Source organism: Acinetobacter sp. USHLN143 (assembly GCF_037145695.1).
GTDB classification, from domain to species: Bacteria; Pseudomonadota; Gammaproteobacteria; order Pseudomonadales; family Moraxellaceae; genus Acinetobacter; species Acinetobacter fasciculus.
In genome coordinates this window covers 17890-29963 of record NZ_JBBCWZ010000036.1, presented here as the reverse complement: position 1 = coordinate 29963, position 12074 = coordinate 17890, and the positions used below count along the sequence as shown (strand labels likewise).

General features: G+C 46.0%; 11 protein-coding genes. 10 read left to right on the top strand and 1 reads right to left on the bottom strand.

The window, feature by feature from the left end:
• Positions 1-335 precede the first annotated feature (335 nt).
• The 3 genes from WFH18_RS10540 to WFH18_RS10530 are packed head-to-tail and all read left to right on the top strand — an operon-like array spanning position 336 to position 3488.
• Positions 336-1559 (top strand): efflux RND transporter periplasmic adaptor subunit, encoded by a 1224-nt coding sequence (locus WFH18_RS10540; RefSeq protein WP_336754825.1) that lies wholly within the window; start codon positions 336-338, stop codon positions 1557-1559.
• Positions 1556-2779: an ABC transporter permease gene (locus WFH18_RS10535; protein ID WP_305158330.1), complete on the top strand. Its 1224-nt coding sequence runs from the start codon at positions 1556-1558 to the stop codon at positions 2777-2779. The genes WFH18_RS10540 and WFH18_RS10535 overlap by 4 nt, the downstream gene beginning before the upstream one ends.
• On the top strand, positions 2772-3488 hold the full coding sequence (locus WFH18_RS10530; RefSeq protein ID WP_138742653.1) for an ABC transporter ATP-binding protein: 717 nt from the start codon (positions 2772-2774) through the stop codon (positions 3486-3488). Before WFH18_RS10535 ends, WFH18_RS10530 begins: the two co-directional genes overlap by 8 nt.
• A 329-nt stretch (positions 3489-3817) precedes the next feature.
• On the opposite strand, the gene WFH18_RS10525 is transcribed toward WFH18_RS10530, so the two are convergent.
• Positions 3818-4318, bottom strand: coding sequence for a Dps family protein (locus tag WFH18_RS10525; RefSeq protein ID WP_004646199.1), 501 nt, complete (start codon positions 4316-4318; stop codon positions 3818-3820).
• A gap of 759 nt (positions 4319-5077) precedes the next feature.
• Here WFH18_RS10525 and katE point away from each other — a divergent pair.
• The 7 genes from katE to WFH18_RS10490 all read left to right on the top strand — a co-directional run bounded on the left by katE (position 5078) and on the right by WFH18_RS10490 (position 12055).
• The gene (gene katE / locus WFH18_RS10520; RefSeq protein WP_004730411.1) at positions 5078-7201 is read left to right on the top strand and encodes a catalase HPII; all 2124 of its coding nucleotides are present in this window, start codon (positions 5078-5080) and stop codon (positions 7199-7201) included.
• Between the two features lie 71 nt (positions 7202-7272).
• Complete coding sequence (locus WFH18_RS10515) at positions 7273-7482, top strand: hypothetical protein (protein ID WP_004730408.1); 210 nt, start codon at positions 7273-7275, stop codon at positions 7480-7482.
• Between the two features lie 52 nt (positions 7483-7534).
• Positions 7535-8518 (top strand): hypothetical protein, encoded by a 984-nt coding sequence (locus WFH18_RS10510; RefSeq protein WP_004279337.1) that lies wholly within the window; start codon positions 7535-7537, stop codon positions 8516-8518.
• Complete coding sequence (locus WFH18_RS10505; RefSeq protein ID WP_305158328.1) at positions 8506-9291, top strand: PIG-L deacetylase family protein; 786 nt, start codon at positions 8506-8508, stop codon at positions 9289-9291. Before WFH18_RS10510 ends, WFH18_RS10505 begins: the two co-directional genes overlap by 13 nt.
• Complete coding sequence (locus tag WFH18_RS10500) at positions 9281-9895, top strand: class I SAM-dependent DNA methyltransferase (RefSeq protein WP_004730404.1); 615 nt, start codon at positions 9281-9283, stop codon at positions 9893-9895. Before WFH18_RS10505 ends, WFH18_RS10500 begins: the two co-directional genes overlap by 11 nt.
• Complete coding sequence (locus tag WFH18_RS10495; RefSeq protein WP_004730403.1) at positions 9892-10605, top strand: glycosyltransferase; 714 nt, start codon at positions 9892-9894, stop codon at positions 10603-10605. The genes WFH18_RS10500 and WFH18_RS10495 overlap by 4 nt, the downstream gene beginning before the upstream one ends.
• Before the next feature lie 205 nt (positions 10606-10810).
• Positions 10811-12055 (top strand): MFS transporter, encoded by a 1245-nt coding sequence (locus WFH18_RS10490; protein ID WP_305158327.1) that lies wholly within the window; start codon positions 10811-10813, stop codon positions 12053-12055.
• Positions 12056-12074: the final 19 nt, after the last annotated feature.

Sequence of the window (12074 nt, the reverse complement as noted above, 5' to 3'; positions counted from 1 at the left end):
GTGCTGAAAAGATTGCCGACCCATAAAGTGACCCAAATAGAAGAATTACTGCCACACCGCTGGAAACCTGAACCGAATTAAAAATAGACATGGGGTTCAGCGGACGCTTACTTTTCTGGTACCTGATCCCGCGTCTGAATCTGCCAAAGATGGACTAGTCTGATATCAAACAGGGCTAGCTAAAAAAAGCGGACAGGAATTCAACATTCTTTTCAAACTCAACAAAATACCTATAATTCCAATTAGAAACTTGTTGTAAATTAAACCTTAGGAAAAAAACAAATACAGTTTTGACTTTCTTATTTTAAATTAGACGAATCAACCGGAGATTCTTATTGCGCGTTGCCCGCTATAAAATTTTGCTCATTATCGTATTGCTACTGGCAGTAGGGTTTGCTCTATTTCGTTGGTGGCAGGGGCCAGTGGCGCCTAGTTATACGCTGAGTGCCATGCCGCTGGTACAAAATGTTGTTGCGACCGGACGTGTTGCGACAGTTTCACGTGCCCAGGTAGGCAGTGAAATTAGTGGTGTGGTTCTGCAACGTCTGGTGCAGGAAGGCGATCAGGTTAAACCGGGTGATCTGCTGGTGGTATTGAAATCGGATGAATTGCTGGCCCAAGTCAGACAGGCCGAGCTGGCATTGACCGAATTGGCAAGCAGCCGACGGCCACAGGCTGCAGCAGAACTGGCCAGTGCCAAAGCCCAGCTGGAGCAAGCCAGCCGAGAAGCTACACGTCGACGTAATGCAGAAGCCGGTATCCTGTCGAGGGAAGAAGTCGAACAGGCTGTGGAAGCAGAAAGAGTCGCGCGCAATAATTATGAGACAGCTCGGGTAAAAGCAGCCGCATTGGCTGCGGGTCAAGTCGAAGAAGCGTCGCTTCGGGAGCAGCTTGCAGTGGCACAGGCTCAACTGGCCAAAACCAAGATTCGGGCTGCGGTCGCCGGCACAGTACTGACACGCGATGTCGAGCCGGGTGATCTGGTTCAGCCGGGACAAACTTTATTTACCATTGCGTTAACAGGGAATACAGAAATCCGGGTACCGCTAGATGAGCGGAATTTACCGCAACTCGCCTTGCAGCAAAATGCGACCGTCATTAGCGATGCCTATCCGGATCAGTCTTTCCCAGCTCGGATCAATTTTATTGCGCCAAGTATTGACCCACAGCGCGGTACAGTAGAGGTCAGGTTAACTGTCAATCCCGTACCAGATTTTCTGCGTCAGGACATGACAGTATCGGTGAATGTCGAAACGGCCAAACGAGCACGGGCACTGGCTATTCCAAATGATGCTTTAAGCAGTATCAAGGGAGACAAGGCCGTGGTCTTAATGGTACGTGATGGAAAAATACAGCGTCAGCAGATTACTTTAGGCTTGCGTGGCCTGGCCATGTCGGAAGTGAAATCCGGGCTGAGCGAGGGTGATCAGGTGTTGGTAGATGCCGAATCTTCATTGGAGGATGGCACCAGAGTTCGCTTAAAACCACACCAGAGTTCATTACAGAATTCTGCTGATATGGCCAATAGTAAAAATGAATTACCGGTGAACTTCGATTGAAAAATTTATTCGGGCGGCTCTGGATCGAATGGAAAATCGCGGTCAGTTTTTTGCGCGAGGGTCGCGCGCAGTCCATCATGATCACCATCGGGGTTGCCGTGGGCGTAGCGGTGATCGTCTTTATCACTGCGTTGATTCAGGGGCTGCAAGCCAATATTGTTGAACGAACCTTAGGTACACAGGCTCATATTCGTCTGCTGTCACCGGATGAAGTCAACCGGATTGTGTCACCTCCCGCCGGAACAGTGCAATTATTGCAGGAAGACAAACGGGCACAGCGCCTGCGTTCGATTAACAATTGGCAACAGATTACCGAAACACTAGACCAGTTGCCTGTACTGACCTCCGTCTCGCCGGTGGTGTCGGGGCCAGCTTTTGTACAACGTGGTGATGCGATCGAATCAGTGGCCTTGGTCGGGATGAATTTAGAACGTTATCAGCAGATCATTCCATTAAAAGAATATTTAATCAGTGGCCAGTTGCGGGTCGGCGCGGATGATGTACTGATTGGCAGTCAATTGGCCAAAGACCTCGGTGTTCAGGTCGGCAGCAAGTTGCGACTCGATACTGGCCAACAGAAAAGTGCCTTGGTGAATATTGCCGGTATCTTTGAGCTGGGCGTGCGCGAACTGGATGCGCGTTATGTTTATCTGGATCTCAAGCAGGCGCAGTCCTTACTCGGCCTGCCAGGCGGAGTAACAGTCATTGATCTGACCATTGCCAATATTTTTGAAGCAGACCAGGTTGCAGCACAAGTCGGACGCCTGACCTCATTAAAAGCCGAAAGCTGGATTGAAACCAATGCCCAACTGATGAATGCCATTACTGCACAAAGCCTGTCCACCAATATGATTATTGTCTTTGTCGCAATTTCGGTGGCTTTCGGGATTGCCAGCGTCATGTCCGTCAGTGTGGTGCAGCGCACCCGGGAAATTGGTATTTTGCGGGCGACGGGTGCAACCCAATCGCAAATCCTGAGAGTTTTTCTGTTTCAGGGTGCAATCTTTGGCTTGCTCGGTTCAGTGCTGGGCAGCATAGTCAGTTATGGTCTGGTATGGGTATTTAATAATTTTGGGCCGGGATTATTCTATATTCCAATTTCGATTGAACTGGTGATATTGGCACTATTGTTGGCCACATTAACAGGCGTACTGGCGGCAGCAGTGCCATCACGTCGGGCCGCGGCACTCGATCCGGTGGAGGCGATTCGTCATGTCTGAGCAATCTCAGGAAGTTCTGCGTCTGGAAGCGCTGCGAAAATCTTATAATATTGGCCAGCCCAATGAAGTGGAGGTCTTGCATGGCATTGACCTGCGCATTGATCGCAACGACTTTGCTGCACTCATTGGCCCTTCCGGTTCTGGCAAAAGTACCTTATTAAATATTCTGGGACTGCTGGATAAACCAACGAGCGGCGAGCTGTACTTGTTGGGACAACCTACCAGTGCGATGGATGATACCGGCCGTACGGCGCTGCGCGGCAACAGCATCGGGTTTGTATTTCAGTTTCACCATCTGATTCAGGCATTTAGTGCACTGGATAATATTCTCATGCCTTTAATGATGGCGCATGGCAAACCGGATCAGCAGGCAATGCAACGCGCACGTGATTTACTAGCGGCAGTGGGGCTGGAAAAATTTGCTGAACGTAAACCGAATGAACTTTCCGGAGGACAGCAGCAGCGGGTGGCCATTGCTCGGGCCTTGATTACTGAGCCGGCATTATTATTGGCCGATGAACCGACAGGTAATCTGGATACCCAGACCGCGGCTGATATGTTTGAACTGTTTCGTAAAGTGCATCGTGAACGCGACTGCGCCGTACTTTTAGTCACGCATGATCCGCGCCTGTCTGCCACTTGTGATCGTACCATCAATCTGGTCGATGGCCGGATTGAAAGTGATTCGAGCAATTCTCCTCAAGATTAAGCTGTACTCTAAGGAGCCAGGAGGGCTAATTTTTTGAAGCGATCGAAAAGATATTTCAGATTTATAGCTTTCAAAAAATGATAGCCATATATGAGATTGAAATAATCTGTAAACAATCTGTTTGTTAAAAAAGGATGTATGCGATTGCCTACATCCTTAAATTTCGATGGTTTAATTTTAATGATCCTGACTTTTAGCTTGATCTAATCATTGAGTGCCGATAAATCCCTCTAATATAAACGTCAGGATGAAGCCGAACTTTAATGGCACTACCGCAAGTTTCCATTTCATCCTGTGAATAAGCCTGATTTCAAAGATTCGATCCGATTTTATTGTTCCAGATTGCTTCTCAGCATCCAGGCAGTTTTTTCGTGTACTTCCAGTCTTTGCGTGAGAATGTCAGCGGTCGGCTGATCATTGGCTTCTTCAATGATCGAAAAAATACTTCTGGCGGTACGTGCCACAGTTTCATGTGCATCTACCAGTAAACGTATCATTTCTTCGGCTTTAGGCACACCTTCGACTTCTTTAATGGAGGTGAGTTTTACAAACTGTTTATAAGTGCCGGGTGCTGCAAAACCTAGAGCACGAATACGTTCAGCAATGATGTCCAACGCATTCCATTGCTCGGTATATTGAGTCATAAACATGTTGTGCAGGCTGTTGAACTGGGGGCCGGTGACATTCCAGTGGAAATTATGGGTCATCAAATACAGGGTATAACTGTCTGCTAAAAGTCTGGATAAACCATCGACAATTTTGGCGCGATCATCATGCGAAATCCCGATATCAATTTTCATTGCTTTAGATTCTTTTTTAGAAGAGGCCATGCTCTTACTCCTTCAAACTTAACGCGATACGGTGTATTAAAATAAAGTCGGATGTATCTGAAGCCCGAACCAAGAGATGAAATGATCTCTATGACTTTGTATTTGATCTAACAGGCTAAGAGATTTAAGTGGTTATAAGTTATAGATATTAGATCAATATAAAGGCAGGAAGTTTAGTCATTATGTATAAGCAGGGCGCGGGATTGTAACTATTTAAATCTGTCAAGTTCTGACCATCTTCAGCGGTAGCATATTAATTTCTTAGAGCAAATTGAACTTCTAAAAAAGTCCTAATCATTTCAGGATTGAAACATCGTGTTAGGTTATGACGTCTATTTATGAGCAAGATCACATATCACCACACTGAATATTTATTTTGAAATATCTCTGCGAAATTTTAATATTTTATTTTAAATAAATAACTTAGATGAAAATATGAATCATTAATAAACCCGAAATTTATAAAAAGTAACACAATGCTGCCTTAATTAAACAAGGCACTACAAACAATAATAAATCTCTTTCTCAAATGCAGTTATGTTAGGACACAGGCGAAACCAATAACAATATTCCCAGAAAAGCAAAAATGCTTCGAGTCAGCATATTCAGAAGAAATGTGAGGCTGATACAGGATCGGCTGTAGCAGATTGACTTGCGGGATGATTTTGATTCGGTAAGCCATGCAATATATAAGCTCAAGCGACTTTGAGATAGACCAAAAATATCTGAACTAAACTCAAGCTCAGCAAGGAATACATCATGAAAATTAAGGCCAATAGCCCCGCGACTGGTAAAGACGGTTTAGACAAACAAAATACCAATAAAAAAAGTGAACAGCTCGACGCATATCGCAGTGATGCGACCGAGCAGGCACTCACCACCAATCAAGGGGTTAAAATTTCCGATAACCAGAACAGTCTCAAGGCAGGCGTTCGCGGTGCGACCTTGATCGAAGATTTTATTCTTCGGGAAAAAATTACCCATTTTGACCATGAGCGAATTCCAGAACGTATTGTGCATGCCCGCGGTGTCGGCGCACATGGCTATTTTGAGGCTTATCCGGGGAATGAAAAACTGACCAAGGCAGGCTTCCTGACCAATACCAGTGTGCAAACGCCAGTATTTGTGCGTTTTTCTACCGTACAGGGACCACGTGGTTCAGCAGATACGGTACGTGATATCCGTGGTTTTGCCACCAAGTTTTATACGGATGAAGGTAACTTCGATCTGGTAGCGAATGATGCGCCGGTATTCTTTATCCAGGATGGGATCAAGTTCCCGGATTTTGTACATGCGGTCAAGCCTGAACCACAGACCGAGATTCCTACCGGTGCATCTGCACATGATACTTTTTGGGATTTTGTTTCCTTAGTGCCTGAATCTGCACATGCGGTGATGTGGGCCATGTCGGATCGGGGTATTCCGCGTAATTTAAGAGCCATTCAAGGCTTTGGTGTACATACTTTCCGTTTTATCAATGCCGAGAATAAAGCGGTTTTTGTGAAATTCCATTGGACGCCAAAACAGGGTCTCGCCCAACTGGTCTGGGATGAAGCACAAAAACTGGCGGGTAAAGATCCGGATTTCCATCGTCGTGACTTATATGAAGCGATTGCCTCCGGTAACTATCCGGAATGGGAACTAGGTGTACAGGTGGTTCCAGAAGAAGATGAGATGAAGTACGACTTCGACTTACTGGATCCAACCAAAATTATTCCGGAAGAACTGGTGCCGGTGACGCCGATTGGCAGAATGGTGCTGAACCGTAATGTCGATTATTTCTTCGGTGAAACCGAGCAGGTGGCCTTCTGTCCGGGACATATTGTGCCGGGACTGGATTTTACCAATGATCCGTTACTGCAGGCACGTCTGTTCTCCTATACTGATACTCAGCTCAGCCGTTTGGGTGGCCCGAACTTCCACCAGATTCCAATCAATAAGCCGGTTTGTCCATTCCACAATAACCAGCGTGACGGTCTACATCAGCGTATTGTGCATACCGGTCAAGCCAGTTATGAGCCGAACTCGATTGACAATAACTGGCCGGCTGAAACTCCGCCCGCAGCACAAGGTGGTGGTTTTGAAAGCTATCAGGAGCGTATTGATGGACACAAGATCCGTCAGCGTAGCGAATCATTCAGTGATCACTTTAGTCAGGCCCGTCTTTTCTACCGCAGCCAGGCACCACATGAGCAAAAGCACATTGTCGATGCCTATGTCTTCGAGCTGAGCAAGGTGGAGCGCAAATATATTCGTGAACGTGAAGTACTTGAAGTGCTCTGCAATATCGATCTGGACTTGGCACAGCAGGTTGCTGACCAATTGGGTATTGAAATTCCGGCAGAGAAAAAGGCGGCAAAATTGCCAGAGGTGCAGGTTTCACCACGTTTATCTTTTGAGGCATTTAAACCTGAAGATATTAAGGCACGCAAAATTGCGCTATTGGTGCACGACAAGGCCAATGAGGCCAGTATCAAAGCTGTTCAAGCTTGGGCAGAATCAGAAGGGGCTGTGGTCGATGTACTGACCCCAAAACCGGGCCCGGTACTGGGTCAGCAAGGCGAGGTGATTCCTTCCGATGGTATGCAAAAAGCAGAACCATCCATTGCCTATGATGCTGTGGTGATTGCTGACGGTGACAATTACGATGTGGTGATGAAAGATGGTGTGGCGACTCATTATCTGCTGGAAGCTTACAAGCATTTAAAACCAATCGTGTTCCTGGGCGATAAAGGCAAGCTGATTGAGGATCTGCGCTTGGTTAGCGATGAAGGAACTCTGGCAAACGGACAGTTTGAAGCAGTACAAGATAGCTTCAAGACTTTGATCCTGAACCATCGTGTCTGGGCGCGTGAAGCGATTGCGGAAGCAATTCCTGCCTAAACGATCCAATTTATGTTTTAGAGGATAGAGGCTCCGGCTTCTATCCTCATGGTTTTAAAATGGATGAAGAGATGGTGAGACCGGACGTCAAAAAGTTGTTAGCGCAAGCACAGCAAGCCAAATGGAGCAGAGAGCAGGATATTTATCTGATTGAACATAATCATTTGCCTTTAGCTGAACTGATGCAGCAACTTTGTTTCAATGAAGAAGAGATTAATGCACGCCGTAAGGTATTAGGGCTGACCACACGTTTAAAACAAATGCGCAAGCTTTCTCATTAACTGACTTTACAAACACAACAACATTATCCGTATTTTATGAGGAACCGCATGCATGAACCTCGGTTCAATATTACAAAGATTTGAAACTTCTCCTCTGGAGCTACAAGAAAAAATTCACCACACTTTAATGGAGCTGGTAGAGATTTCCGCTCAGGTGCCTTATCCCGCTTCCGGAGCGACCTTAAAACGCTGGCAGATGCTTAGTCAGGTTTCGGCAAGCAATTTGAGCCTGGGCAAACTGTATGAATCGCATTTAGATGCTTTAGCTATTCTGCATGAACTGAATATTCCGGTAGAACAAAAAGGCTTATGGGCAGTATGGGCGGCAGAAGGCGGTCCCAAACCTTTAACATTGCAAGCAGGAAAGCTAAGCGGAATTAAGCCCTGGTGTTCTGCATCGGTCTGGGTGCAACACGGTCTGCTGACTTACCGTGATGAGCAGCAACAATCCCAATTACTGATTCTAGATTTGTCACAAGAAGGCATTCAGCATCATCAGGATGCCTGGCAGGCAGTGGGCATGCAGCATACCTTGACTGCCCGGCTTGAACTGGATCAGGTTAAGGCGGAAAAAGTCGCAGCTCCAAATGCCTATCTGGATCGGCCCGGATTCTGGCATGGCGCCGCAGGTGTGGCCGCGTGCTGGTATGGCGCAACCGTGCGTTTGGCTGAATATTTAAGACAGGCAGTATTGTTAAAACCGCATGCCTATAAGGCCATGTATCTCGGTGAAATTAGTCGGGAGCTTTTAGCGACACAGTCCTTATTTTATCAAGTTGCTGCATTGATTGATCAGCAACCGCAACACGCACATGAGTTAAAGATTCGTAGCCTACGTGCTCAGGTGGAAGCGACTGCCTTAAATGTACTAACTCATGTAGGTAAGGCACTTGGTGCTGGGCCGTATTGTGAGCATCCGCATTTCGCTCGGCTTGCAGCAGATCTTCCGGTATTTATTCGTCAAAGTCATGCTGCATTTGACTTGGAGCGGATTGGCGAGCTGACTGCACAGGAGGAACAATTATGGACGTTATAAGACATGAGATTGTAGGGGATCGTGTCATCCATGGTGAAGGCACAAGACTTGAAGAATGGCGTTCCTGTCAGATCCTGCAACAGATGCCGGAATTTGATATTCCTAAGATTATTCCTCTAGATGCCAGAGTCTGCATCATTGCCCCTCATCCTGATGATGAAATTTTGGGCTGTGGAGGCCTGATTCAGCGTCTGGACAAACTTGGCTATCAGATCATACTTTTTGCCGTTACCAATGGGACAGCCAGTCATCCCGGCTCTAGTCTATATACTCCCGAAGAGTTGAACCAGATTCGTCCTGCTGAAACGCGAGCAGCTTTAGAAGCGTTACCTTTAAAACAGAATATCTTGCGGATCGCTTTAGATATTCAAGATGGCAAGGTGGCCGAACAGCGGGATGTGTTGCAACAGCATCTGCAATCTTATCTGCAACCGAATGATGTGTTAATTAGCACATTTGTTCATGATGGACATCCAGATCATGAAATTACGGGGCAGGTCACACAGCAGCTGGCCACTGAACTTCATTTGCCCTGTATTCAGGTCTTGATTTGGGCATGGCATTGGGCAACACCTGGAGATACCAGAATTCCCTGGACCGTCGCTCATCAACTCAAATTAACTGAGGAAGAATTACAATATAAGTCTCGAGCTGCGCGGTGTTTTAAGAGCCAGATCGAGCTTGATCCGACGGTAGATCAATCACCGATTCTGTCAGAGCAGGCATTACAACGTATTTTACAGCCCTGGGAGGTGTATCTGTATGAACAGTAAAGCAGCCTATGATCAGGAATATTTCGATGCCTTATATGCACTGAATCAGGGAGATCCCTGGCAATATGAACAGCGTTGGTATGAACAGCGCAAACGGCAGATTTGTCTGGCGATCTTGCCGCACTTGCAGTTTGACTCCGCGATTGAGATTGGTTGCAGTAATGGCATCTTTAGTCAGGAACTGGCGCGGCGGACAAATAGCTTAATGTGTCTGGATGCCAATAATACTGCGATCCATTTGGCGCAGCAGCGTTTACAAGCTTATCCGCATGTACAGGTGTTACAGCGGATCGTGCCAGATGATTTGCCCGAACAGAAATTTCAGCTCATTGTCGTCAGTGAGATTTTATATTATTTGAACCCGATTGCTCTGCAACAGGTGCTGACATGGCTGCATACTGCACTGGAACCGGGCGGATGTATCTTGAGTTGTCATTGGCGCGCGCCAATCTCGGGATTTAGCCTAAATGGTGAAGATGTCCATCAGTATCTCAAAGCGCATTTAAACTATGAACATTGTTTAAGCTTGCAGGACTCCGATTTTTTGGTAGATCTCTGGCTGAATTCAGCGCAATCTGTGGCAGAGCAGGAGGGTTTGAGATGAAGAAAATCGGTGTGGTGATTCCGGCCTGTAATGAAGAAGCCTATATTGAACGCTGCCTATTAGCGTTAAAATCAGCACAAACTTATTTTTTTCAATACTTTAAAACAATAAAAAATCTTCCTGAAATCCAGATTCTCGTGGTCTTGGACCATTGTACTGATAGTACCGCTGCTAAAGTTCAGCAAATGAACATTCCAGCTATCAGTTGCAACTTCCGAAATGTCGGTAAGGCACGCCATTTGGGGATTCAGCAGATGATCGAGCAAGGTTGTGATTGGATTTGCTGCACCGATGCGGATTCTTTTGTACAGTGCGACTGGTTTCAGGTCATGTTACAGCATCAACCCACCGATGCGATTTGTGGTGTAGTCGAGCTGGATCAATGGGATCATTTAAGCCGCAAAACCCGTCAGGCTTATCTCCGACATTATCAGGACAGCATGGGACATCGGCATGTTCATGGCGCAAACCTGTGTTTTAAAGCTTCGGCTTATATACAGGTCAATGGGTTTCAGCAACTGGACTGTCATGAAGATGTCGATTTCATCCGTCGTTTAGAAAAAGCTGACGCGCAGATTGTCTGGTCGAATCAGCTGAGAGTCACTACCAGCAGTCGTCTTAGCTCAAAAATTGCTGCAGGTTTTGCACATTTTCTACAAAAACTTGAGCTTAAGCAGGCCGCGAAAGAACCGATCAGCCTATGCAAATAAAAGCATAAAACTATAAATTTTATACAATCAGATACTTGTAAAAAATCTTAAAATTAGTGTCTAAAAACTATTCCATTTAAATTTATTCTGTTTATAATTCACGCAAATTCAGCCCCGCAAACTTATACATTCTAGCTATAAGTCTGTGGGGTTTTTCTATGGATGATCGGTAATGGATGCCTGAGCCTTCTTTTTTGGTAATACAATGTTCAATCAAACACTGCTTTCTCGAATTCAGTCTTCATCACCATATCTATGGCAGAAAATAGCGACTGCGTTGTGCTTCTTTAGCTTAGGCTTTAGTACTGCGGCTTGGGCACCCTTAATTCCATATGCACAGCAGCGCCTGTTATTAAATCATGCTGATTTTGGCCTGTTATTGCTGTGTGCCGGGATTGGTTCAATGTTGGCGATGCCACTGGCCGGCCGACTGGCCAATGCCTTAGGTTGCCGTACTGTTTTAGCCGTAATTCTCAGTGCATTTTTGTTCATTCTGCCTGCTCTGGCTTATAGTCCGAATCATTTAATGATGGCCATCAGCCTGTTTTTCTTTGGTGCCAGTGCCGGGGCTTTGGGCGTGACTGTCAATATTCAGGCTGCACAGATTGAGAAAAAACTCGGTAAAAGTTTAATGTCAGGTTTTCATGGAGTGTGTAGTTTAGGTGGTCTAGCAGGCGTACTGGGCATGACCATGTTAATGGGATTCGGCTTGGCGCCTTTAACTGGTGCGGTGATTGTCAGTGTGATTTTGCTGCTTATTGCCTTATTTGCTGTTCCTTTGAGCTTGGGTGCTGAGCCAAAAACGGCGGTAGAAGAAACATCATCAGAACAGTCGGTGAAAAAAGCAGCGCCGACCTGGGCGATTTTAGGCATTGGTCTGATCTGTTTTGTGGCTTTTCTGTCAGAAGGTGCCGCTATGGACTGGAGTGGTATTTATCTTGCTACTGAGTTCAGCCTGCCTGCGGCGCAAACCGGTTTGGCTTATAGTTTCTTTGCGGGTTTGATGGTGTTGGGACGCTTTAGTGGACACCTGATTATTCAGCAGTTTGGTGAAAAAAATACGATTCTGTTAAGCGCACTCTTGGCTGCAACCGGTTTATTAACCGTAGTCTTTGCACCAGTCTGGCAAGTAGTGTTGGTGGGTTATGCGATTTTAGGTTTAGGTAGTGCCAACATTGTACCGTTAATGTTTTCCCGTGCAGGACGTCAAAAAACTTTGGCTTCACATGTGGCATTGTCTTATGTATCGGTATTTGCTTATACAGGTTCATTAATTGGACCGGCATTGGTCGGCTTCGGCAGTGAAATCATCGGATTGAGCTTAGTATTTAGCGTCATTGCGATTGGTCTATTGAGTATTGTGATTTTGAATCATCTCACTGCAGACCCAAACGAAGTACAACAAAGCGAAGAGATTGTGGCTCCTCTTCAAAACGAAACACCAGCTTAATGCTGGTGTTTTTTTACTT

Coding starts and splice junctions, on each gene's coding strand:
- WFH18_RS10490 (WP_305158327.1), top strand. CDS start 10,811: ATGTTCAATCAAACACTGCTTTCTCGAATTCAGTCTTCATCACCATAT.
- WFH18_RS10505 (WP_305158328.1), top strand. CDS start 8,506: ATGGACGTTATAAGACATGAGATTGTAGGGGATCGTGTCATCCATGGT.
- WFH18_RS10495 (WP_004730403.1), top strand. CDS start 9,892: ATGAAGAAAATCGGTGTGGTGATTCCGGCCTGTAATGAAGAAGCCTAT.
- WFH18_RS10510 (WP_004279337.1), top strand. CDS start 7,535: ATGAACCTCGGTTCAATATTACAAAGATTTGAAACTTCTCCTCTGGAG.
- WFH18_RS10515 (WP_004730408.1), top strand. CDS start 7,273: ATGGTGAGACCGGACGTCAAAAAGTTGTTAGCGCAAGCACAGCAAGCC.
- katE (WP_004730411.1), top strand. CDS start 5,078: ATGAAAATTAAGGCCAATAGCCCCGCGACTGGTAAAGACGGTTTAGAC.
- WFH18_RS10525 (WP_004646199.1), bottom strand. CDS start 4,318: ATGGCCTCTTCTAAAAAAGAATCTAAAGCAATGAAAATTGATATCGGG.
- WFH18_RS10530 (WP_138742653.1), top strand. CDS start 2,772: ATGTCTGAGCAATCTCAGGAAGTTCTGCGTCTGGAAGCGCTGCGAAAA.
- WFH18_RS10500 (WP_004730404.1), top strand. CDS start 9,281: ATGAACAGTAAAGCAGCCTATGATCAGGAATATTTCGATGCCTTATAT.